Origin of the sequence: Streptomyces sp. NPDC098101 (genome assembly GCF_044760185.1) — a bacterium.
Classification (GTDB): Bacteria; Actinomycetota; Actinomycetes; order Streptomycetales; family Streptomycetaceae; genus Streptomyces.
Genome location: NZ_JBIWAS010000004.1, coordinates 604,344 through 627,221, shown reverse-complemented (window position 1 = coordinate 627,221; position 22,878 = coordinate 604,344). Strand labels below are relative to the sequence as shown.

Sequence of the window (22,878 nt, the reverse complement as noted above, 5' to 3'; positions counted from 1 at the left end):
CCCATGCCCCACCAGCAGCCCCTCATCGTGAGCCTGGACGAGACGGAGCCCAACCGCAGGCGCGGAGGTGACCTGCGGGCCATGCTCACGCCGGCCGCCGTGGGCTCCACCAGCGGCTTCATGGGCCTGGCCATCGTCAAGCCCGGCGAGCGCATCGGCGAGCACTACCACCCGTACTCCGAGGAGTTCGTGTACGTCGTCTCCGGCGCCCTCGAAGTGGACCTGGACGGCGAGACGTACGCGCTCCGGCCCGACCAGGGGCTCCTGATCCCGATCGACGTGCGGCACCGCTTCCGCAACGTCGGCGACGAGGAGGCCCGCATGGTCTTCCACCTGGGCCCGCTCGCCCCGCACCCGAGCCTCGGCCACGTCGACACCGAGGAGACGCTGACCGCGCCCGTCGGACCGCAGCTGACCGTGGGCGGCCCCGGTCAGGTCCCCGAACGCACCGGGGCCATCGAGTGAACCGGCGCGTGGCCGTCACCGGGATCGGCGTGGTCGCCCCGGGCGGCACCGGAGCCGCGGCCTTCTGGGACCTCCTCGCCGAAGGCCGTACCGCGACCCGCGGCATCACCCTGTTCGACCCGGCCGGCCTGCGTTCGCGCATCGCCGCCGAGTGCGACTTCGACCCGCTGGCCCACGGCCTCGACCCCGAGCTGAGCCTGCACGCCGACCGGTACATCCAGTTCGCCGCGGTCGCCGCCGGCGAAGCCGTCCGCGACTCCGGGCTCGACACCGCCACCCAGGACCCGTGGCGCGTCGGCGTCTCGCTGGGCAGCGCCGTCGGCGGCACCACCCGGCTCGAACACGACTACGTCCTGGTCAGCGCGGGCGGACAGCGGTGGGACGTGGACCACCGCGCCGCCGACCCCAAACTGCACCTGGCGTTCTCCCCGAGCACGCTCGCCTCGTTCGTCGCCGAGCGCTTCGGCGCCCGCGGCCCGGTCCAGACGGTCTCCACCGGCTGCACCTCCGGCCTCGACGCCGTCGGCTACGCCTTCCACACCATCCAGGAGGGCCGGGCGGACGTCTGCATCGCCGGGGCGTCGGACTCGCCGATCTCCCCGATCACCATGGCCTGCTTCGACGCCATCAAGGCGACCTCGCCCGACAACGACGACCCCGAGCACGCCTCCAAGCCCTTCGACGACCGCCGCAACGGCTTCGTCATGGGCGAGGGCGCGGCGGTCCTCGTCCTGGAGGAGTACGAGCACGCCCGGGCGCGCGGCGCGCACATCTACTGCGAGATCGGCGGCTACGCCACCTACGGCAACGCCTACCACATGACCGGTCTCACCGGAGAGGGCCTGGAGATGTCCCGGGCCATCGACGGCACGCTCGACCAGGCCAGGCTCGACCCCACGCTGATCGACTACGTCAACGCGCACGGCTCGGGCACCCGGCAGAACGACCGGCACGAGACCGCCGCCGTCAAGCGCTCCCTGGGCGCCCACGCCTACGAGACCCCCATGAGCTCCATCAAGTCCATGGTGGGACATTCGCTCGGGGCCATCGGCGCGATAGAGGTCGCCGCCTGCGTCCTCGCCCTCCAGCACCAGGTGGTGCCCCCGACGGCGAACTACGAGGTCCCCGACCCCGAGTGCGACCTGGACTACGTGCCGCGCACCGCCCGCCCCCGGAAGCTCAGGAACGTGCTCTCGGTCGGCAGCGGCTTCGGCGGCTTCCAGTCCGCCGTGCTCCTGACGGAGCCGGCAGGGAGGACACGATGAGCACGGAGCAGCCCAAGCGCGCCGTCGTCACCGGCATCGGGGTGATCGCCCCCAACGGACTGAGCGCCGACACGTACTGGAAGTCCGTCCAGGAGGGCATCGGCGTCCTGGACCGGATCACCCGCGAGGGGTGCGAGCACCTGCCCCTCAAGGTGGCGGGCGAGGTCAGGTCCTTCGACGCCTCGACCCTCATCGAGGACCGCTTCCTCGTCCAGACCGACCGGTTCAGCCACTACGCCATGGCGGCGGCCTCGCTGGCCCTCGACGACGCCGGCCTCGGCCGGGACGCTCCCGGGGACCCGTACTCCATCGGCGTGGTCACCGCCGCCGGATCCGGCGGCGGCGAGTTCGGCCAGCGGGAGCTGCAGAAGCTGTGGGGCCAGGGCTCCAAGTTCGTCGGCCCGTACCAGTCCATCGCCTGGTTCTACGCCGCCAGCACCGGCCAGATCTCCATCCGGAGCGGCTTCAAGGGACCGTGCGGCGTGGTCGCCAGCGACGAGGCGGGCGGTCTGGACGCCCTCGCCCACGCGGCCAGGGCCGTACGGCGCGGGACGGGCGCGATGGTCGTCGGCGCCGCCGAGGCCCCCCTCGCCCCGTACTCGATGGTGTGCCAGCTCGGCTACCCCGAGCTCAGCACCGTCGAGGAGCCCGACCGGGCCTACCGTCCCTTCACCGCCGGAGCCTGCGGCTTCGTGCCGGCCGAGGGCGGCGCCGTGCTCGTCGTGGAGGACGAGGACCGGGCCCGCGACCGGGGGACGGCCGTCCGGGCCGTCGTCGCCGGACACGGCGCCACGTTCACCGGCGCCTCCCGCTGGGCCGAGTCCCGGGAGGGGCTCGCCCGCGCGATCCGGGTCGCCCTCGACGAGGCCGGCTGCGCCCCGGAGGAGATCGACGTCGTCTTCGCCGACGCCCTGGGCGTCCCCGAGGCGGACCGCGCCGAGGTCCTGGCGCTCGCCGACGCCCTCGGCCCGCACGCCGCCCGGGTGCCCGTCACGGCGCCCAAGACCGGGACCGGCCGCGCCTACTGCGGGGCCCCCGTCCTGGACGTCGCGGCCGCGGTGCTCGCGATGGAACACGGCCTGGTGCCCCCCACCCCGAACGTGTTCGACATCTGCCACGACATCGATCTGGTGGTGTCGCGCGCCCGCCCCGCCGAGCTGCGGACGGCCCTCGTCCTCAGCAGGGGCCTCATGGGATCCAACGCCGCGCTGGTCGTGCGCCGCGGCGACGAGACCGCCCGGTGGACCCGGGCGGGAGAAGGAGAGCAGAGATGAGCATCACCGAACTGACCTTCGACGAGCTGGCCGCGCTGGTCAAGCAGTCGGCGGGCGTCACCGTCGCCCCCGAGGACCTCCGCAACGCCTCGGACGTGCCCTTCAGCGCCCTCGGCGTCGACTCGCTCGGCCTGCTCGGCATCGTCGGCGAGCTGGAGAACCGCTACGGCGTGGCGCTCCCGCCCGACGCGGAGCGCAGCAAGACCCCGGCCGACTTCCTCGGCCTCGTCAACAGCACCCTCACCACCGGAGTCTGACGTGTCAGGACACACCGACAACAGCATCACCGTCGACGCGCCCCTCGACCTCGTCTGGGAGGTGACCAACGACCTCGAGAACTGGCCCTCCCTCTTCAGCGAGTACGCCTCCGTCGAGATCCTCTCCCGCGAGGGCGACACGACGACCTTCCGCCTGACCATGCACCCGGACGAGTCCGGCAAGGTCTGGAGCTGGGTCTCGGAGCGCACCCCGGACCGCGCGCGCCGGACCGTCACCGCCCGCCGCGTCGAGACCGGACCCTTCGCCCACATGGACATCCGGTGGGAGTACGAGGAGACCCCGGCCGGCGTCCACATGCGCTGGGTGCAGGACTTCGCGATGAAGCCGGACGCCCCGGTCGACGACGACTGGATGACCGACAACATCAACCGCAACTCCCGCACCCAGATGGCCCTGATCCGGGACCGCATCGAGCAGGTCGCCCGCGAGCGCCGGCCCGCCCCGGTCCTCTCCGACTGAGCAGACCGAGCAGACCGAGCGGACCGAGTGGTCCCAGGAAGGAACGCCCGATGCACCACGCCCTGATCGTCGCCCGCATGGCGCCCGGTTCGGCGCCGGCGATCGCCGACGTGTTCGCCGCCTCGGACGGCGGCGAACTGCCCCACCTGGTGGGCGTCTCCCGCCGCAGCCTCTTCCAGTTCGGCGACGACGTCTACCTGCACCTCATCGAGTCCGAGCGGGACCCGGCGCCCGCCATCGCGAAGCTGACCGGGCACCCCGAGTTCCGGAACGTCAGCGAGCGCCTGTCGACGTACGTCAGCGCGTACCACCCGGAGACCTGGCGCACCCCCCAGGACGCCATGGCGCGGTGCTTCTACCGCTGGGAGCGGGAACCCGCCTCCTGACCGGACCCGAGGCACGGGAAACCGAAGGCCGCCGGCCCCGCGTACGACGCGGAGCCGGCGGCCTCGGGTTTCCCCCGGGAGACCCGGGGGAGGGGACTCCTCCGGTCAGGCGGGGACGGTGCACTCGAAGGCGTGCAGGTACGCGTTCACCGGGCGGACCCCGCCGATGACGAGACCCGCGTCCGTCAGCCGCTCCACCATGCTCTCCCGGGTGTGCTTGGCACCGCCGACGTTGAGGAGCAGCAGCAGGTCCATCGCCGTCGTGAACCGCATCGAGGGCGTGTCGTCCACCAGGTTCTCGATCACGACGACCCGGGCGCCGGGCCGCGCCGCCCGCCGGACGTTGGCGAGCGCCCTGCGGGTGCTGTCGTCGTCCCACTCCAGGATGTTCTTGAGGACGTACACGTCGGCCTCGACCGGGATGTCCTCGCGGCAGTCCCCGGCCACGACCCGGGCCCGGGAGGCGAGCGCGCCGCCCTCCCGCAGGCGCGGGTCGGCGTTCCCCACCACGCCCGGCAGGTCGAGCAGCGTGCCCTCCAGGGCGGGGTGCCGCTCCAGGAGGCTCGCCAGGACGTGCCCCTGACCGCCGCCGATGTCCGCGACCGACGCCGCGCCCGTCAGGTCGATCAGGTCGGCCACGTCCTGCGCGGACTGCCGGCTCGACGTGGTCATGGCCCGGTTGAACACGTACGCGGACTCCGGCGCGTCCTCGTTGAGGTACGGGAAGAACTCCCTGCCGTACACGTCCTCGAAGACGCTGCCGCCGGAGCGCACCGCCTCGTCGAGCCTCGGCCAGACGTCCCACGTCCACGGCTCGGTGCACCACAGGGCGATGTACCGCAGGCTGTGCGGGTCGTCCTCGCGCAGCAGCCGGGACATCTCGGTGTGCGCGAAGGTGCCGTCGGGCTGCTCCGCGAAGATCCCCTGGCAGGCCAGGGCGCGCAGCAGCCGGCGCAGCGTCCGCGGCTCGGCCTGCACCGCCGCCGCCAGGTCCTCCACGCTCGCGGGCGCGTCCTGGAGGGCGTCCGCCACGCCGAGCCGGGCGGCGGCCCGCACGGCGGCGGCGCACGCCGCTCCGAAAACGAGCTCCCTCAGCCGCATGGGCGGCGGGGGAGCGGGGTCGACGGTCCTCACCGGGTCAACGGTCGTCATCTGTCGCCTTGCCTTCTCTGTCGTGCCGGGGGGAAACAGGGGAGTGGGGGTGGGAGTGGGGGAGGGGGAGGAGCGGGGTCAGCACATGCCCGCGGGCTCGGAGACCTCGCAGGTGTTGCCGCGGAAGGTGTTGCCCTTGCCGGTGTCGCGGTTGGCGAGGTCGGCCGTGCCGTTGCGGAGCACGACGTTGTCGCGGATCTCGTTGCGCTCGTTGAGGGCGCCCACGAAGCTCTTGAAGAGCACGATGCCGCCCGACAGCGGCGAGGTGCCCTTGTTGTCCTCGATCCGGTTGTCGGCCACCAGGGTCTCCTCGGCGCCGGTGAGGACGATCCCCGAGCCCTGGAGGAAGGGCAGGCGGGGGGTCTTGGGGCAGTACTTGTTGTTGGCGTGGACGTGGTTGCGGCGCAGGCTCATCGCGCCGGCGCGCGGGGTGGACTCGTCGCCCACCACGAAGACCGCGGCGCAGTTGCCGGTCGCCTCGTTGCGGTCGACGGTGACGTTCCGCAGCCGCCGCACGGTGAGGCCGATCCGGTTGCCGGACAGGCGGTTGTGGCTGATCAGCGTGCCCTTCGCGTCGACGGCGCCCTCCTCCGTGTCGGTGGTGTTGGACACGAAGAGGCCGGCGTCGGCGTTGTCCCGGGCGGTGTTGCCGGTCAGCACGGAGCGCACGGAACGCTCCTGGGCGATGCCCCAGTTGCCGTTCTTCTCGGCGGTCACGCCCCGGACCGTCAGCCGGTCGGTGCGGGAGGCCCACAGGCCGTTCCTGGCGAAGTTCCGGACCGTCAGGGAGCGCACGGTGACGTTCTCGACGGGGCGCTGGGCGGTGCCGGTCACACAGATGCCGTGCCCGGCCTCGGCGCACGCGCCGGAGGCGGCCTTGCCGGGCACGATGACGGTGGGGAAGACGGTCGAGCCCCGCAGGGTCAGGTCCGGCGTGGTGATGGTGACGCTCTCGCGGTAGGTGCCGGGGGAGAGGACGATGCTGTCCCCCGGGCGCGCGGCGTCCACGGCCTTCTGGATCGACTCGCCGGGCTTCACCCGGTGCACCTTCCGGGAGGCGGACGGGGAGGCGGAGGCGGCGTCGGGGGCGGAGGGCGGGGCGGCGCCCACGCCGGTCGTCACGACGGCCACGGCACAGGCCACGAGGGCGATCTGTCGTCTGGTCATAGGGCGAAGCTATGAGCGGGCCCACCGGCCCGCCACCGCTGATCACCCGGCCGGGCAGCCCGTCCCCCGAACGCCACCGGGACACCGACCGGGCCGTACGCCGGGCCGCACGCCGGGCCTTGATCCGGGCCGTACGCCGGGCCCTGATCCGGGTCCCGATCCGGGTCTTGATTCGGGTCCTGATCCGGGCTCCGATCCGGGCCCCGCCCCGTCCCCCGTACCCCGGTGCCCCCGTAGACCGCCCCACCCCCCTCCGTCCCGCACCCCCGCCGGAGGCACCCGTGGCGGACGGGCCGTCACCTGATCCGACGTCAGGCCTAACCCGTTCGCCTCCCCGGGAGGATCGCTCTCGCCGTCCCGGGCCCACCGTCGTGACCTGCGGCGACGGGGCCGGAGGCGGCGGCCGGGGGCCCGACCGGGCGACACCGCCGGGCGCCGCTCGCGTTGCGATGATCAACGGCGGGCCTTTCCCTCGTGCTCGGAGCACAGCACAGGAGCCGCGCGGACGAGCCGGGCGGGAACCGCTCCCCCGGAGGAGAAAACATGCGTCTCGCCCGTACCGGTGCCACGGCCGCCCTGATCGTCGGCGCCCTGGTCCTGCCCCCCTCCACCGCCCTGGCCGCCGAGGGCGAAGCCGCCGCGGCGGCCGGGGACGTCCGCGTCACCCCGGGGACGGCGTCCCCGGGCGACACCGTCACCGTCACCACGACCGCCTGCGGCAAGGAGACCTACGGCAAGGGCGAGTCCGTAGCGGGCGGGAAGTTCCACCTCCTCCCGGGCGACCGGAAGGGCGTCCTCCAGGGCGAGTTCCGGCTGCCGAAGAACGCCGCCTCCGGCACGGACACCGTGACGCTCAAGTGCCCGCCCCGGAAGAAGCTGACCGCCACGTACCGGATCTCCGGTCGTCCGAACGGCGCCGTCGACGCAGGCTTCGGCGGGACCGCCGGCAAGGAGACCGAGTTCGGCCTCGGCTGGCTCCTGGTGGGCGCGGCCGTCGCGGGCGGCGCGCTCAAGATGCGCCGGCGCGCCACGGGCACGGGGGCCCGGGCCTGACGCGGCCCGGCGGCCCGCGGCCGCGGTACGCCCCCTCGTCCAGGGCGCTCGCCTGGGCCGCGCTCGCCGGTGCGCTGCTGCTCGCCGACGCGATGGGCGGCCCCGCCGCCCCGCCGTCCGCCGAGCGGGCCCGTCCGGCGGACGCGCGGGCCGTCGTGCGGGAGGTCCCGGACCGCCCCGACGCCGCCCCCGAGCCGCTTCCCGCGTCGGATCCGGTACGGGTCCGGATCCCGGCCATCGGGGTCGACGCCCGTCTGATGCGCCTGGCGCTGGACGGGGAGGGCAGGCTGGAGCCGCCGCCCCCGAACCTCCCGGCCTTCGCCGGCTGGTACGCCCGGGGGACCCCGCCCGGCTCGCCGGGGACGGCCGTCCTGACGGGCCATCTGGACACCCCGGCGGGGCCCGCCGTCTTCCACCGGCTCGGCTCCCTGACGCGGGGCGCCGGGATCGCGATCGAGCGCGCGGACGGCCGTACGGCCCTCTTCACGGTCGACGCGGTGGAGGAGTACGCCAAGGACAGCTTCCCCGACGACGAGGTCTACGGCGGTTCCGGCCGCCCGGAACTGCGTCTGATCACCTGCGGCGGAGACTGGTCCGGCGACACCGGCTACCGGGCCAACACGGTCGTCTACGCCACGCTGACCGGCGTGGGCTGAACCGCGCCGGGAGCCCGCGCCCGGCCCTCAACCGTCCTCCGCCCGCACCAGGAACAGCTCGTCCGCGAAGCACCAGGCCCAGTCCTCGTCCGGGGCGAGGGACACCGCCACCGGATGGCCGGTCGCGAGGTGGTGGGCGTGGGCGTGCGCGCCGGGGGAGCTGTCGCAGCACCCCACGTGCCCGCAGGTCGCGCACCACCGCAGCCGCCGCCAGGAACGGCCCCGTGCCGCACACGGCGCGCACACGGCCCCCGGCAGGGCCCCGGGGCCTTCCGGGGCGTCCCGATGGGCGCAGTGCCGGGGCGCCGTACGGCCGCCGTCGGGCGCCACGCGCCAGGCCGGGCGCGCGGGACCGTCCCCGGAGGGCGGGTGCTCCGTCATGTCCTCGCGCCCTTCGCCGTCGCGTTCCCGAGGCGTTCCAGGAGCGGGGCGACGAGGTGCGACTCGACCGCCCCGGCCGGGTCGGCCCCCTCGGGCAGGGGCGGGGGAGTGCCGACCACGGCGCGGTCGGCGAAGCCGTTGTCCAGGTGGGGCAGCCGCACGTCCAGGACGGAGGACCCGGTGCGGCGCGACTCGCGGGCCGCGACGCCGAGCCACGCGGCGAGCGCGGACTTGGCGGCCGCGTAGTCGGCGGCGCCGGACACCGGGCGGTCGACGATCGTTCCGGTCACGACGGAGACGGCGCCGCCCGGCGGCAGCACGCGCAGGGCTCCCCGGACGATCGCCATGGGGGCCAGCGCGTTCACCGCCAGGAGGTGCTCGGCGGCGGCCTCGGGCACGTCCCGGGCGGCGCCGAAGCCCGCCACCCCCAGGGCGACCACGACGGCGTCGAGGCCGCCCAGGGCTTCGGCGGCCCAGGGGGCGAGCGCCCCGCAGGCGCCCAGGTCGTAGGCCTCGAAGGACCGGTACGGGCGTCCGCCCAGGTCGGCGGCCCGCCCGGCGAGCCGGGCCCGGTCGCGGCCGGCCAGCGCCGTCGACGCCCCCAGCTCCGCGAGCCGCCCCGCGGCGAGCCCTCCGACGCTGCCGGTCGCCCCCACGACCAGGACGCGCTTTCCGCCGACGCGCATGGCGGCCTCCTCGCCCGGACCGGCCCGTCCGGTCCGTGGATGCTGCCCGTGATTCGCTCCGGGCGGTGCTTCCGGATGCGGGTCGGGGCGATCGGGACGAGAAAAGGCGCGGACGGCCCACTCGAAGCGGCCCACTCAAAGCGGCCCACTCGACGCGGCCTACTCAAAGCGGCCCACTCGACGCGGCCTACTCGAAGAACTTCAGGCTCCAGCCGGTGTCCGTGTTCGCGCCGGGCACGTTGGCCCGCCGGTACGTGGTGCCGCCCCACCAGCAGAAGCCGCCGGTGTACCAGTAGCGGTTCTCCCAGGCGTACGGCGTCCCCTTCGGCACCGCGTGGAACATCAGGGGGAACGTCGGGCCGGCCGGCGGGCTGGTGGCGATGTCGCCGTCGAGCAGGACGAAGGTGTGGTGGCCGGGGCCGTCGACGCGCAGCGTCGGGTCCCAGCCGGACATCATGGCGTCGCGGTGGGAGCCGAAGAGACAGCCGTTCGACTTGTACCAGTCCCACACGTGCGTCGGGTCGCCGCCCGCCCGCAGCCGCAGGTCGGCCAGGCAGTACCGGTCGCTCCAGCTGCCGTTGGCGGAGTACACGACGTGCAGCTGCCCGTTCGGGTCCCTGATCGCCTCGGGGGACTCGTTGATGTACGGGTTGCCGACGACCCGCTCCCAGGGTTCGCGCGGCTGCGAGATGACGTACCGCGCCCCGGTCGGGGTGGTGGGGCCGCTCATCCGGGCGATGTAGAGGTTCTGCTCGACGTTCGTGTCCCCGGCCCAGCCGGACCACACGAACCAGCGCTGCCCGTTGAAGGTGAACAGGGTGCCGTCGATGGCCCACTTGTCGTCGGGCAGGGCGAGCTTCGTCTCCGCCGTGTACCCGCTGTCGGGGCTCGCGGAGCTGATCGCGTACATCCGGTGGGCGGCGCCCCGGCCGGCCGTGAAGTAGACGTGGTAGCGCCCGCCGTCGCGGACGATCTCCGGCGCCCACACCTCGCCGAGGTTCCGGACGTCGGTCCAGATCCGGCGGGCCGGCGCGGTGGCGAGCCCGGCCGTCGAGGAGGCCTGGCGCACGTCGATGCCGTTGCCGGTCGACTGCACCGCGACGTAGGTGGAGCCGACCCGCAGGACGCTCGGGTCGGCGGCCCGCAGCGAGGTCTGTCCGGCCTCGGCGGGAGCGGCCCCGGGCAGGGCCGCGACCAGGGCGAAGAGCAGGGAGAGGGCCAGGGCGAGCGCCCCGGAGGGACGTCGTGCACGTGTCATGGTGGCTCCCGGTGAGGCCGGCCGACAGGGTTTACATCGATGTAATCCCGCGTCCGCAGGATCTCGACTGAGGATGGGCATGTCAACATGGGAGCGCGCACATCCTGGAGCCAGTGCGAGAGAAATTGTTTGTTTCTTTTCGGTTCCTGGGTGATTCCGTTGAGAACTGTTTCCTGTTAGGTTCCTCCCCACCTCGTCCGCCGCCGAGGACCGGGGCGCTCCGCCCCTCGGACCCGTCCGGTTCAGGAACCCGCCGGACGGGACCTCGTTCGAGCCGCTCGTCAACTCCGCACGGACTCCCGCACGCCGAACGGCCGGACGGCCCCGACGCGTGCCGGACTCCGGGCGCCGTCCTGCCCAGGAGGAGCCCGATGCGACGCGTCGTCGCCTGCCTGGCGGCCCTGTTGACGATGGCCGGAGGCCTGCTCTTCACCGGAACCACCGCAGCCTCCGCCGCCGTCGTCCCCAAGACGCCGCCCCTGACCACCCCGTGGACCTCTCAGGTGTCCACCACCAACCCCCTGCCCGAGTACCCGCGTCCCCAGATGACGCGGCCCGACTGGCAGTCCCTGAACGGAGAGTGGGAGTTCCTCAACCCGCCCGCCGACGCCTCCGGCAACGTCGACCGCAACGCGGCCCCGCCGCTCGGCCAGACCCTGCCGGAGCGCATCCTCGTCCCGTACCCGGTGGAGTCCGCGCTCTCCGGGATCATGCGGAACGACAACCGCGACCTGATGTTCTACAAGCGCTCCTTCACCGTCCCCCAGAACTGGTCCGGGCGCCGGGTGCAACTCCACTTCGGCGCCGTCGACCACGAAGCCACCGTCTGGGTCAACGGCACCCGCGTCACCAGCCACAAGGGCGGCTACGACCGCTTCGAGGTCGACATCACCCCGCAACTGCGCGCCGGCTCCAACGAGCTGGTCGTCCGCGTCTACGACCCCACCGACGGGCGCGGCGAGAAGCAGCCGGTCGGCAAACAGGTGAACAACCCCAGCGGCATCTTCTACACCCCCACCTCCGGCATCTGGCAGTCCGTCTGGCTGGAGCCCACCCCCACCTCGTCGATCTACTCCGTCGACATCAGGCCCGACCTCGCCACCAACACCGCGCGGGTCAGGGTCTTCACCCGCGGCGACGTCACCGGCCACACCGTCCGCGCCGAGGCCCTGAACGGCGCCCAGGTGGTCGGCACCGCCACCGGCGGCTTCACCGAGTTCTCCGTACCGGTGCCGAACGCCCGCCGCTGGTCCCCCGACGACCCCTTCCTGTACGACCTCCGGGTCACCCTCCGCAACGCCTCGGGCGCCGGGGTCGACACCGTCACCAGCTACTTCGGGATGCGCGAGGTCGGCAAGAAGCTCGTCAACGGCATCCTGCGCCCCACCCTGAACGGCGAGTTCGTCTTCCAGATCGGCACCCTCGACCAGGGCTTCTGGCCCGACGGCCTCTACACCGCGCCCACCGACGCCGCCCTCGCCTCCGACCTGCAGAAGCACAAGGACCTGGGCTTCAACATGGTGCGCAAGCACATCAAGGTCGAGCCCGCCCGCTGGTACTACCACGCCGACCGGCTCGGACTCCTGGTGTGGCAGGACATCCCCTCCACGCCGGCCTTCGACTCCGGCCGCACCCCGGCGCAGATCGCCCAGTTCGAGACCGAGGCCCGCGAGATCGTCGACGAGCACCGGTTCTCCCCGGCCGTCGTCGCCTACGTCCCGTTCAACGAGGGCTGGGGCGAGTGGAACCTCGACGACACCCGCCGGGTCACCACCGACCTGGAGAACTACGACCCCGGCCGCCTCATGAACTCCCACAGCGGCTACAACTGCTGCGTCTCCAAGGGTGATCCGGGCAACGGCGACATCATGGACTGGCACGTCTACACCGGTCCCGACGCCCCCCGCCCCTCGGCCGCCCGGATCTCCGTCCTCGGCGAGTTCGGCGGCATCGGACTGCGCACGCCCGGCCACGAGTACAGCCCCAACGGGCAGTTCTTCGCCTACGAGCAGGTCTTCAGCGCGGCCCAGCTCAACGACCGGTACACCGGCATGGTCCGCGACGTGCAGGCGCTCATGACCACCAAGGGCGTCTCCGCCTACGTCTACACCGAGATCACCGACGTCGAGGGCGAGTACAACGGCCTGCTCACCTACGACCGGCGGGTCCAGAAGGTCGACACCGCCGCCCTGCGCGCCGCCCACGGCTCGCTGATCGCCGCCTCCCGCAACCTCAACGCGACACCGGGCCACACCCTCGGCCACGTGCGCTCCTTCCGGGTCACCACACCCGGGTACACCGACCGCTACCTGCGGCACGCCGACTCCCTCGCCCGCACCGACGTGCTGACCGGCGCCTCCGCCGACGGGGCCCGCCAGGACGCCTCCTTCCGCACCGTCGCCGGACTCGCTGACCCGCGCTGCCACTCCTTCGAGTCGGTGAACCTCCCGGGCCGCTACCTGCGCCACTCCGCCGGCCGCGTGCGCCTCGACGGCGACACGGGCGGATCGTTCGCGGCGGACGCCACCTGGTGCGCCCGCACCGGGCTCGCGGCCGGCGGCACCTCGTACGAGTCGCTGAACTTCCCCGGCTCGTACCTGCGGCACTACGCCGACAACGTGTACCTGGCCCGCAGCGGCGGCGCCAACCCCTGGGACTCGGCCTCCTCCTTCGCGGCGGACGCCACCTGGAACACGGGCGAGCCCGCGCTCTGGCGCAGCTCCGTCCTGCTGCCCACGGACGTGCGGCGCTCGCTGCGCGTGACCACCTGGGGCCACACCGACCGCTACCTGCGCCACGCCGACAGCCTCGCCCGGACCGAGGTCGTCAACGGGGGCAGCACCGCCCTGCTGAAGCAGGACGCCACGTTCACGGTGCGGCGCGGCCTCGCCGACTCGTCCTGCTACTCGTTCGAGTCGGTGAACTACCCGGGCCGGTTCCTGCGGCACGCCGAGAGCCGGGTGCGCACCGCGCCCGACGACGGCTCCGCGCTCTTCCGGCAGGACGCCACCTTCTGCACCCGGCCGGGCGTCGGCGGGACCGGCGTCACCTTCGAGTCGCTGAACGTCCCCGGCGCGTACCTGCGCCACTTCGAGTCCGCGGTGTACATCGCCTCGGGCGCCGGGAGCGGCGGCTTCGACCGGCCGCAGACGCTCACGGCCGACAGCGGCTGGACGCTCGAAGCCCCCTGGGCTCCCTGACGGACACCGGCGGGTCCTTCCGGGCGCTGCCGCCCGGAAGGACCCGCCTTCCCCCGTGCCGGCTACGGCTTCTCGGCCGTGTGCAGCGCGGTCACCTCTTCGGCGGAGAGCGCCTTGTCGAACACCCGCACCTGGTCGACCGCACCGTTCCAGAAGTCGACGTTCCCGCCGCCCCACCGGGCCCGTCCGACCGCGAGCGGTCCGGTGCTCACGTCCGCCGGGCCGGGCGCCGCCGTCGCCACGAGGGCGCCGTCCACGTACAGCCGGATCTCGTTCCTCACGGTGTCCCGCACGCCCACCAGGTGGTACCAGCGGCCGAGTTCGGGCGTCGTCGCGTACCGGGCCCGGTTGCCGCCCGGGGTGCTGAAGGCGAAGGCGCCCTGCCCGTACTGGAGGTAGAAGGGGTTCTCCTGGCGCCGGCCGTCCTGGCTGACCACGGTCGCGTAGTTGCCCGGCAGGGCGTCGAGCGCGGCCCACGCGGACACGGTGTAGCTCGCGGTGGTGTCCACGACGGGGCCGTCGGTCTGGGCGAAGCCGCCCTTCCCGTCGAACCTCAGCGCGCTGCCGCCGACGCCCGGGGCCCAGGCGGCGCCCCCGTTCAGGGCGAGCGGACGCCGCTGCGGCCCGGAGTCCCGCGCGGTCGTGCCCGTGCCCTCGTCCAGGGACCAGGAGGCACCGCCCTTCAGGGGAGCGCGCTGCCCGGCGGCCGCGCCCGCTGCGATCACCTTCCGGTTGATCGCGCGGACCCGCACCGGATCGACCTTGATCTCCCTGCGGTCGTACGTGTAGAGGCCGTTGAGCTCGTTCTCCAGGTCGGATATCTGGGTGTAGACGGAGCCGGACAGCTCGGCGCCCGCGGCCTCCAGGTAGAACTTCTCGGTGTTCTCGACGTACTTACGGGTCAGCGCCTCCTTGTCGGCGACGCCGCTGTAGATCACGGTCGGCGCGCCGGGCCACATGTGGCCGGGGGTGCGCAGAGTGAAGCCGCCGTGCTCGCCGTCCATCGCGACCCGGTGGTCCGGGTAGGGGGCGTCGGTGTTGTTGTAGTCGTGGTGGTCGAGGACGTCACCCTTGCCGGAATCGCCCTTGGAGTTGCAGCAGTTGACCCCGCTGTGGGCGTTGACGATCCGGGACGGGTCGGCGGCCTTCACGGCCTCGGCGATCCGGCCGGTCTCCTCCCGGTTCCACTCGCCCCAGCCCTCGTTGAAGACGATCCAGCCGATGACGGAGGGGGAGTCGTGGTGCTGGCGCATCATCTCGCGGCCCTGGTCGACGAAGGCCTTGCGGCCGGTCTCGTCGGTGAGGTCGCCGGAGACGAAGTCCTGCCAGACCAGCAGCCCGAGCCGGTCGGCGTGGTAGAACCAGCGCGACGACTCCACCTTGATGTGCTTGCGCACGGCGTTGAAGCCGAGCTTCTTGTGGGCCTCCAGGTCGAAGGCGAGCGCCTCGTCGCTGGGCTGGGTGTGGAGGCCGTCCGGCCAGAAGCCCTGGTCGAGGGTGGCCAGGGAGAAGACCGGCTTGCCGTTGAGCACCAGCTTCGGGAAGCCGCCGACCTTCTCGACCGCGATCTTCCGCATCCCGAAGTAGCTGTCGACCCGGTCGGACGACCTGCCGTCGGTCAGCCGCACTTCCAGGTCGTAGAGGTACGGGTCGTCCGGGCTCCACAGGCGCTGGTTCGCCACCGGCAGGCGCAGCTCCGCACCGGCGGGTCCGGTGGTCCGGCCGACGACCCGGCCGCGGGTGTCGCGGGCCACGGCCTCCACGCGCGCGCCGGCCGAGGCGCGGGCCGACTCGACCCTCACGGCCAGGGTGCCGGTGTCGATGTCCGGGGTCGTGACGACGTCGTCGATGGAGACGGGGGCGACGGGCTCCATCCACACCGTCTGCCAGATGCCCGAGGACTGGGTGTAGAAGATGCCGCCGGGGCGGGTGGACTGCTTGCCGGTCGGCTGGTTCGGGCCGCCGGTGTCGGTGACCGCGACGACGATCTCCTGCGGGCCCTTCGCCTTGAGGGCGTCGGTGACGTCGGCGCTGAAGGCGTTGTAGCCGCCGGTGTGCTCGGCGACCCGCTTGCCGTTGACCCAGACGCGGGCCCGGTAGTCGACGGCGCCGAAGTGGAGCATCAGCCGGTCGCCCTTGCCGGCCTTGCCGACCTTCCAGTCCTTCGGGACGTCCACGAGGCGCCGGTAGACCATGTGGTCCTCGTGCCGCTCGATCCCGGAGAGCTGCGACTCGACCGGGAACGGGACGGTGATCCGCTCGGCCAGGTCCTTGCCGAAGACCGGCGTCTCCCCGGCTCCGGCCCCGGCGAACTGCCAGGGGCCGTTGAGGTTCTTCCACTTGGCGCGCACCTGCTGCGGGCGCGGGTACTCCGGCAGCGGGTGCTTCTCGTCCAGCTCGTCGCCCCACTCGGTGGTCAGCCGGTGGGCGGAGGCGTTGGAGGCCGAGCGCAGGATCCGGGGCACGGTCTCGTCGCCGTTCCGCAGGCCGCCGAGGCCGTCGTAGTCGATCCGTACCCGCTGGCCCTTCTGGATCGGCTCGGCGAGGTCGACGAGGACGGTGTTCCGGTCGCCCGGGGCGACGCGGACCCTCCTGATCGGCATCGGGGTGGTGTCGGCCTCGACGGTGAGGTGCTCCGCCACCTTCTCCAGGCCGCCGACCCGGTGGTCGAACCGCAGCCGCAGCTGTCGTCCGTCCGCCGGGACGGTCGGCTCCACCGGGTAGACCTCGAAGTCGTCGGGCGGGGTGAACGCGGACTCCGGCACGAGCTGCTTGGGCAGCGTGGGCGTCGACCAGCGCAGGAACATGTTCGCGCCGCCGACGTCCTGGAACATCTCCAGGCGGAAGTCGTGCTTCTCACCGGCCTCGAGGCGGACGGGCGCGCTGGTCTGCTCCCGGTCCCAGTCGGGCACCCAGTGGTCGATGACCGGCTCGCCGTCGACGAACAGCCGGAAGCCGTTGTCCCCGATGCCGTGGAAGGTGTAGTCGCCGGTGACCGGGGCCTCGATCCGGCCGGTCCAGCGGGCGGTGGTGTGCTCGGACCGGCCGGTGAGCGACTGGAAGGTGCCGGTCAGGCCGGAGAAGTCGATCTGCGGGTCGAGGGAGACGCCGCCGAGTTCGGCGAAGTCCCGGGCGCCGGGCGCCGACATGCTGAAGTACTCGCCCTTCAGGCCGTGCACCTGGACGGCGGCGTCCCGGGCGGACGGGGAGGCGGGTGAGGCGGCGGACGCGGGGGAGGACCCGGCCGGCCGCGCGGCCGCCGCGGTGGCGGCCGGGACGCCCGCGGACAGCACCAGGGCGGCCGCGGTGAGCAGCGCCCACGTTCCGGTTCGGGGGCGGATGTTTCGTCGTGTCATCGAGTCTTTCCTCGGGGAGAGGGGAATCGGAACCGGGCCCGGGAGGGCGTGACGGCGGAGGCACTCCGGTGAGGCCGCGTGTCCGCCTCGGGGGCACGGGTGGCCCGGCGGTCGCCGCGCGGACGCGCCGACAGGCCGGGGACGACGGCGTACGGCCCGTCCGTCCACCGGCACGGGAGGTGCCGGCGGCAGGGGACGGCCGTCATTCCAACGTTGGAAAATCGTGTGCAGCGGAATGACAGCACGCGGTGCGGAGGCTGTCCAGACCCCTCGCGGAGGCGGTGGCGACGGTCCGTCACCCGGCGGGCCGTTACGGCCGCTTCGCGTCGCGGACGCATTCCGGAAACGTTGCCCCGGCCTCTTGCAGCGTTCGCCGGGACGCGGTTATAACGTTGTAAAGCCGAAGCCGCCGACCAGTCGAACGGTGGCTCCGAGCCGTGGTCTTCCCAGTCCAGGGCCTTGATCCGAGCGGATCGGGGCCGCGCACCAGCGGTCCGCCGGCCCATCGCGGCGGACCGGCTCCTCTTCCCAGCCCCGCGCGACCGCACGCCACTCGGCGGTGCTGTCCCCCGCCAAGGAGTGTCCTCCCGATGACCCTTTCGCCGACCCTTCCGAAGAGAACCCGCACCCTCTCCGTCACCTGCGCCGTCGTCGCCACCGCCGCGCTCGCCCTCTCCGGCTGCGCCAAGTCGGAGACCGCGGACAACGCGGGCGGCGACAGCGGCCAGGGCGCCCAGACGGTCCAGACGCCCACCGCGTCCGCCGCCGGAGGGGGCTGCACCCTCACCACCTACGGCGCTCCGAAGCTCGACCTCAAGAACGCGATCGTCGGCTTCTCCCAGTCGGAGAAGGAGGCCAACCCCTTCCGCATCGCCGAGACGCAGTCCATCAAGGACGAGGCCGCCAAGATCGGCGTCAAGAAGCTCCTCACCACGAACGCGCAGTCCCAGCTGTCCAAGCAGATCAGCGACATCCAGGACATGCTCGCCCAGGGCGCGCAGTTCCTCATCGTGGCCCCGCTCAACTCCGACGGCCTGGAGCCCGCCCTCCAGGCCGCCGCCGCCAAGAAGGTCCCCGTCCTCACCATCGACCGCAAGATCAACGCCACGGCCTGCAAGGACTACCTGGCCTTCCTCGGCTCGGACTTCGTCGAGCAGGGCAAGCGGGCCGCCGACGCGATGGCCAAGGCGACCGGCGGCAAGGGCAAGGTCGCGATCCTGCTCGGCTCCTCCGGCAACAGCGTCACCACCGACCGCACCAAGGGCTTCGTCGACCAGGTGAAGGCCACCGCCCCCGGCCTGGAGATCGTCGCCCAGCAGACCGGCGAGTTCGCCCGCGACAAGGGTCAGCAGGTCATGGAGCAGCTGATCCAGTCGAAGCCCGACATCACGGCGGTCTACGCCGAGAACGACGAGATGGCCCTCGGCGCCGTCACCGCCCTCAAGGCGGCGGGCAAGACCCCGGGCAAGGACGTCAAGATCGTGTCCATCGACGGCACCCGCAACGCCGTCCAGGCCCTGGTCAACGGCGAGTTGAACGCCGTCATCGAGTCCAACCCGCGCTTCGGCCCGCTGGCCTTCGCCACCGCGCAGAAGTTCTACGCCGGCGAGGGCATCCCCGAGGACGTCATCATCGCGGACCGCGCCTACGACCCGGCCAACGCGAAGGAATCTCTCGGCGGAGCGTACTGACGCACGGCCGGTACCGAGGTACGGCCCGGCACCGACGCACGGCCGGTACTGAGATACAGCCGGCACCGGTCCACAACCGGCACTGAGATACGGCCGGTACTGAGATACGGCCGCCCCCGGCACCGGCACCGGCACCGCCCCCGGCACCGGTCCGCGACCGGCGTCGACGCGAGGCCGGTACCGGTTCTCCGACCGGTACCCCCCGATCCGTACGGGCCGGGTCCGTGGTTCCGGCGGGAACCCCGGCCCGGTCCGTACGCCCACCGGGCCGGGTCTCCGCCCGGCCGAGGGGCCGCCCCGCCTCCCCGCCCGCGACGGTCTCGCTCACCGCCGCGCGGCGACGGGGGCGGCCCCGACCCCCACCCCCTTCATCACCCCTCTTTGGAAGGCCACGTTCATGGCACCCCCCGAAACGCCGGCGTCCGCGGCGAGCGGCACCGCGCCGACGGTGCTGGAGGCCCGCGGCGTCGGGAAGCGCTTCCCCGGCGTGGTCGCCCTCGACGACGTCTCGTTCACCCTCCGCGCCGGCGAGACCCACGCCCTCGTCGGCGAGAACGGCGCCGGCAAGTCCACCCTCATCAAGGTGCTCACCGGCGTGCACCGCCCGGACGGCGGCGAACTGCTCCTGTCGGGACGGCCGGTGCGGTTCGCCCGCCCCTCCGAGGCGCAGGAGGCCGGCATCTCCACGATCTACCAGGAGGTGAACCTGGTCCCGCTGATGAGCGTGGCCCGGAACATCTTCCTCGGCCGGGAGCCCAAGAACCGCCTCGGCCTCATCGACTTCGCCCGGATGCACGCCGAGGCCGCGGAACTCCTCGGCGGCTTCGGCGTCACCGTCGACCCCCGCCGGGCCCTGAACACCCTGGGCATCGGCACCCAGCAGATGGTCGCCCTCGCCCGCGCGGTCTCCGTCGAGGCCCACGTCGTCGTCATGGACGAGCCCACCTCCTCCCTGGAACCGCGCGAGGTCGAGACCCTCTTCCGGGTCATCGACGACCTGCGCCGGCGCGACATCGCCGTGGTGTACGTCAGCCACCGCATGGACGAGCTCTACCGGATCTGCGACCGGGTCACCGTCCTGCGCGACGGCCGGCACATCCACACCGGCCCGCTCGCCGAACTCGACCGCGTCCGGCTGGTGTCCATGATGCTGGGCCGCGAGATCTCCGAGGTGCGCCGGCACGGCGTGACCAGCTTCGGCGCCGAGGGCCACGACATCACCCGCGAACCCGTCCTGACCGCCACCGGCCTGACCCGCCGCCACCAGCTCGACGGAGTCTCCCTCGCCCTCCACCCCGGCGAGGTGCTCGGCCTCGGCGGCCTGCTCGGCTCCGGCCGCAGCGAGACCGCCAAGGCCCTGGCCGGAGCCCTGCCCCTGGACGGGGGAGAGGTCCGCGTCGGCGGGGCGCCGCTCGGCCGCCTCTCCTCCGCGCGCGCGATCCGCGCCGGCATCAGCCTGCTCCCCGAGGACCGCAAGGCCGAGGGCATCGTCCCGGGCCTGTCCGTCCGCGAGAACATCGTGCTCGCCGCCCTGCCCCGGCTCTCGCGCGCGGGCGTCGTCTCGCGGGCGCGGCAGGACCGCGTGGTCGAGATCTTCATGAAGCGGCTGCGGATCAAGGCGTCCAGCCCCGAGCAGAAGGTCGGCGAACTCTCCGGCGGCAACCAGCAGAAGGTCCTCCTGGCCCGCTGGCTCTGCCTCGAACCCAAGGTCCTGCTCCTCGACGAACCCACCCGGGGCATCGACGTCGGGGCCAAGGCCGAGGTCCAGGCCCTCATCGACGAACTCGCCCAGGAGGGCCTCGCCGTCCTCCTGATCTCCTCCGACATCGAGGAGCTGGTCGAGGGCGCCGACCGGATCGTCGTCCTCAGGAACGGCGCCGCCGCGGGCGAACTGGTCGGCGAGAACGTGTCGGAGGAGGCCCTGCTCGCGGCCCTCGCCGACCACGCGCCACCCGCCGGAGAAGCCGGACCCGGGACCGGGCCCGAGCCCGGCCCCGTACCGCTCACGAAGACCACCGAGACCACCGAGACCACCGAGACCCCCGACCCCACCGCACCGGGCGCCCCGGCCGCCGAGGAGGACCCCCGATGACCACCCAGGCCACCGCGGCACCGGCCCGCGCCGCCGGGACCCGGCCGAACGCCGCCGCGTGGTTCCAGGAGTACGGCGTCTACGCCGCCGTGGCCGCGCTCCTGCTGTTCAACGCCCTCTTCACCGACCACTTCCTCACCGCCGACAACCTCCGCACCCAGCTCGTCCAGGTCGCCCCGATCGTCATCGTGGCCCTCGGCATGGCCCTGGTCATCGGCACCGAGGGCGTCGACCTGTCCGTGGGCTCCGCCATGGCCCTGGCCACGGCGCTGCTCCCGCTCTACCTCGGCTACGGACTCGTGCCCGCCCTGCTGGTCGCCCTCCTCGCGGGCGCCCTCGTCGGCGCGATCAACGGCACCCTGGTCTCCGTGGTGGGGCTGCAACCCATCGTCGCGACCCTCGCCCTGTTCGTCGGCGGCCGGGGCCTCGCGCTCGTCCTGGCCGACGGACAGCTCAAGCAGATCGTCAACCCCGACCTGCTCGCCCTCGGCACCGGCAGCCTCCTCGGCGTCCCCCTGGTCGTGATCGTCGCCGGAGCCCTGGCGCTCGCCGTCGCCCTCCTCGTCCACCGGACCACCTTCGGCCGCCAGATCGTCGCCATCGGCGGCAACCGGGCCGCCGCCGGCCTGGCCGGCCTGCCCGTGAAGCGCGTCCTGACCGGGGTGTACGTCCTGTGCGGGGTGCTCGCCGCCCTCGCCGGAGTCCTCGCCACCGCCCGCCTCACCGCCAGCGACCCGTCCTCGCTCGGCACCCTGATGGAACTCTCCGCCATCACCGCCGTCGTGGTCGGCGGAACCCCGCTCAGCGGCGGCTCCGTCCGCGTCCTCGGCACCGTCGCGGGCGCCCTGCTCATGCAGCTCCTGCGCGCCACCCTCGTCAAGCACGACCTGCCCGACTCCACCGCCCAGATCGCCCAGGCGGCCATCATCGTCGCCGCCGTCTACGTCGCACGGGAGCGCCGATCCCGATGAACCCCACCTCCTCCCTCACCGCACCGGGGACGGGCGCCCCCGCGAAGACCGGCCGCGCGGCCGCCGGGACCTCCGGCCCGGAGCGCCTCCTCTCCCTGGTCCAGCGCCAGGGCGTGCTCGCCGTCCTCCTCCTCGTCGTGCTGATCGCCTCCTTCGCTTACCCCACCTTCCCCACCCTCGACAACGCCCGGGGCGTCCTCGTCCAGGCCTCGTTCCTGGCGATCGTGGCCCTCGGCATGACCCTGGTGATCATCACCGGCGGCATCGACCTGTCCGTCGGCTCCGTCTTCGCCCTCGGCGGCGTCCTCGCGGCCTGGGCCTCGCAGTGGGGCCTGCTGCCGGCGCTCCTCGTACCGCTCGTGGTGTGCGGGGCGATCGGCCTGCTCAACGGACTGCTCATCGCCCGCGCCGGCATGGCGCCCTTCATCGTCACCCTCGCCTCCCTCCTGGGCGCGCGCGGACTGCTGCTCGCGCTCACCGACGAGGGCGCCACCACCCATCTGGTGCCCAAGGGCTCGGCGTTCGCCGAACTCGGCCAGGGCAGCGTCCTCGGCTTCGGCCACCCGATCCTCGTCGCGCTCGCCCTCTTCGGCGTCGGCGGCGTCGTCCTCCAGCGCACCTCCTTCGGACAGACCCTGTTCGCCGTCGGCGGCGGCGGCGACGCCGCCACCCTCATGGGACTGCCGGTCGCCCGCGCCAAGGTGACGGTGTACGTGCTCAGCGGCCTGCTCGCGGGCTTCGCCGGGGCCCTCAACGCGGCCCGGCTCTCCTCCGGCGTCACCATCATCGGCACCGGCATGGAGCTCGACGCGATCGCCGCCGTCGTCATCGGCGGCACGCTCCTGGTCGGCGGCGCGGGCTCGGTCAGCGGCACCCTGTGGGGCGTCCTGCTGCTCGCCGTCATCCAGAACCTCATCAACCAGATCGGCTCGCTGAACTCCTCGTACCAGTCGGTGGTCAGCGGAGGCTTCCTGATCCTGGTCGTCGTGGCACAGCGGTACGTTTCACGGAGCAGAAGAACGCTCTGACGCCGGAGCCAACCCCACCCGGACCATCCGGACCACCGGTCCGCCCGGTCAGAGCCGAA

The 22,878-nt window shown here is 73.1% G+C and carries 19 protein-coding genes and 1 pseudogene; 14 read left to right on the top strand and 6 right to left on the bottom strand.

Annotated features, from left to right (window positions below):
• Nucleotides 1-3: 3 nt before the first annotated feature.
• Genes ACIQVI_RS21195 through ACIQVI_RS21170 form a run of 6 tightly spaced genes read left to right on the top strand, consistent with a single transcriptional unit; the run spans nt 4 to nt 4,128 of the window.
• On the top strand, nt 4-465 hold the full coding sequence (locus tag ACIQVI_RS21195; RefSeq protein WP_351972925.1) for a cupin domain-containing protein: 462 nt from the start codon (nt 4-6) through the stop codon (nt 463-465).
• Nucleotides 462-1,730 (top strand): beta-ketoacyl-[acyl-carrier-protein] synthase family protein, encoded by a 1,269-nt coding sequence (locus tag ACIQVI_RS21190; RefSeq protein ID WP_403598002.1) that lies wholly within the window; start codon nt 462-464, stop codon nt 1,728-1,730. The genes ACIQVI_RS21195 and ACIQVI_RS21190 overlap by 4 nt, the downstream gene beginning before the upstream one ends.
• Nucleotides 1,727-3,004 carry a ketosynthase chain-length factor gene (locus tag ACIQVI_RS21185; protein WP_403597999.1) on the top strand — a complete coding sequence of 426 codons (1,278 nt, stop codon included), beginning with the start codon at nt 1,727-1,729 and terminating at the stop codon, nt 3,002-3,004. Before ACIQVI_RS21190 ends, ACIQVI_RS21185 begins: the two co-directional genes overlap by 4 nt.
• On the top strand, nt 3,001-3,261 hold the full coding sequence (locus ACIQVI_RS21180) for an acyl carrier protein (protein ID WP_351972922.1): 261 nt from the start codon (nt 3,001-3,003) through the stop codon (nt 3,259-3,261). Before ACIQVI_RS21185 ends, ACIQVI_RS21180 begins: the two co-directional genes overlap by 4 nt.
• A gap of 1 nt (nt 3,262) precedes the next feature.
• A complete protein-coding gene (locus tag ACIQVI_RS21175) occupies nt 3,263-3,742 on the top strand; it encodes an SRPBCC family protein (RefSeq protein WP_351972921.1) in 480 nt (159 codons plus the stop codon).
• Between the two features lie 50 nt (nt 3,743-3,792).
• Nucleotides 3,793-4,128, top strand: a complete 336-nt coding sequence (locus ACIQVI_RS21170; RefSeq protein WP_351972920.1) for a TcmI family type II polyketide cyclase — start codon at nt 3,793-3,795, stop codon at nt 4,126-4,128.
• A gap of 105 nt (nt 4,129-4,233) precedes the next feature.
• On the opposite strand, the gene ACIQVI_RS21165 is transcribed toward ACIQVI_RS21170, so the two are convergent.
• Complete coding sequence (locus tag ACIQVI_RS21165) at nt 4,234-5,280, bottom strand: methyltransferase (protein WP_351974200.1); 1,047 nt, start codon at nt 5,278-5,280, stop codon at nt 4,234-4,236.
• Nucleotides 5,281-5,358: 78 nt separating this feature from the next.
• Nucleotides 5,359-6,447, bottom strand: coding sequence for a nitrous oxide reductase family maturation protein NosD (locus tag ACIQVI_RS21160; RefSeq protein WP_403597994.1), 1,089 nt, complete (start codon nt 6,445-6,447; stop codon nt 5,359-5,361).
• Between the two features lie 543 nt (nt 6,448-6,990).
• Here ACIQVI_RS21160 and ACIQVI_RS21155 point away from each other — a divergent pair.
• Together ACIQVI_RS21155 and ACIQVI_RS21150 are read left to right on the top strand one after the other, a co-directional pair.
• A complete protein-coding gene (locus tag ACIQVI_RS21155; protein ID WP_403597991.1) occupies nt 6,991-7,500 on the top strand; it encodes a sortase in 510 nt (169 codons plus the stop codon).
• Nucleotides 7,501-7,592: 92 nt separating this feature from the next.
• Nucleotides 7,593-8,156, top strand: a complete 564-nt coding sequence (locus ACIQVI_RS21150) for a class F sortase (protein WP_403597988.1) — start codon at nt 7,593-7,595, stop codon at nt 8,154-8,156.
• A gap of 27 nt (nt 8,157-8,183) precedes the next feature.
• On the opposite strand, the gene ACIQVI_RS21145 is transcribed toward ACIQVI_RS21150, so the two are convergent.
• The 3 genes from ACIQVI_RS21145 to ACIQVI_RS21135 all read right to left on the bottom strand — a co-directional run bounded on the left by ACIQVI_RS21145 (nt 8,184) and on the right by ACIQVI_RS21135 (nt 10,481).
• The gene (locus ACIQVI_RS21145; protein ID WP_351973064.1) at nt 8,184-8,537 is read right to left on the bottom strand and encodes a UBP-type zinc finger domain-containing protein; all 354 of its coding nucleotides are present in this window, start codon (nt 8,535-8,537) and stop codon (nt 8,184-8,186) included.
• Entirely contained in the window at nt 8,534-9,223 is a 690-nt protein-coding gene (locus tag ACIQVI_RS21140) for an SDR family NAD(P)-dependent oxidoreductase (RefSeq protein WP_403597984.1), read from the bottom strand. Before ACIQVI_RS21140 ends, ACIQVI_RS21145 begins: the two co-directional genes overlap by 4 nt.
• Before the next feature lie 187 nt (nt 9,224-9,410).
• Nucleotides 9,411-10,481: a glycoside hydrolase family 43 protein gene (locus ACIQVI_RS21135; protein ID WP_403597981.1), complete on the bottom strand. Its 1,071-nt coding sequence runs from the start codon at nt 10,479-10,481 to the stop codon at nt 9,411-9,413.
• A 371-nt stretch (nt 10,482-10,852) separates the two neighbouring features.
• Here ACIQVI_RS21135 and ACIQVI_RS21130 point away from each other — a divergent pair.
• Nucleotides 10,853-13,186 (top strand): annotated as a pseudogene (locus tag ACIQVI_RS21130) (AbfB domain-containing protein); the annotation flags it as partial.
• Between the two features lie 36 nt (nt 13,187-13,222).
• On the top strand, nt 13,223-13,681 hold the full coding sequence (locus ACIQVI_RS21125) for an AbfB domain-containing protein (RefSeq protein WP_403598750.1): 459 nt from the start codon (nt 13,223-13,225) through the stop codon (nt 13,679-13,681).
• 62 nt (nt 13,682-13,743) lie between these two features.
• On the opposite strand, the gene ACIQVI_RS21120 is transcribed toward ACIQVI_RS21125, so the two are convergent.
• Nucleotides 13,744-17,037: a LamG-like jellyroll fold domain-containing protein gene (locus ACIQVI_RS21120; protein WP_403597978.1), complete on the bottom strand. Its 3,294-nt coding sequence runs from the start codon at nt 17,035-17,037 to the stop codon at nt 13,744-13,746.
• 590 nt (nt 17,038-17,627) lie between these two features.
• Here ACIQVI_RS21120 and ACIQVI_RS21115 point away from each other — a divergent pair.
• The 4 genes from ACIQVI_RS21115 to ACIQVI_RS21100 all read left to right on the top strand — a co-directional run bounded on the left by ACIQVI_RS21115 (nt 17,628) and on the right by ACIQVI_RS21100 (nt 22,819).
• Nucleotides 17,628-18,728, top strand: a complete 1,101-nt coding sequence (locus ACIQVI_RS21115) for an ABC transporter substrate-binding protein (RefSeq protein WP_403597975.1) — start codon at nt 17,628-17,630, stop codon at nt 18,726-18,728.
• Nucleotides 18,729-19,125: 397 nt separating this feature from the next.
• Nucleotides 19,126-20,820, top strand: coding sequence for a sugar ABC transporter ATP-binding protein (locus ACIQVI_RS21110; protein WP_403597972.1), 1,695 nt, complete (start codon nt 19,126-19,128; stop codon nt 20,818-20,820).
• Complete coding sequence (locus tag ACIQVI_RS21105; protein WP_351971729.1) at nt 20,817-21,791, top strand: ABC transporter permease; 975 nt, start codon at nt 20,817-20,819, stop codon at nt 21,789-21,791. The genes ACIQVI_RS21110 and ACIQVI_RS21105 overlap by 4 nt, the downstream gene beginning before the upstream one ends.
• A complete protein-coding gene (locus ACIQVI_RS21100; RefSeq protein ID WP_351971730.1) occupies nt 21,788-22,819 on the top strand; it encodes an ABC transporter permease in 1,032 nt (343 codons plus the stop codon). Before ACIQVI_RS21105 ends, ACIQVI_RS21100 begins: the two co-directional genes overlap by 4 nt.
• Nucleotides 22,820-22,878: the final 59 nt, after the last annotated feature.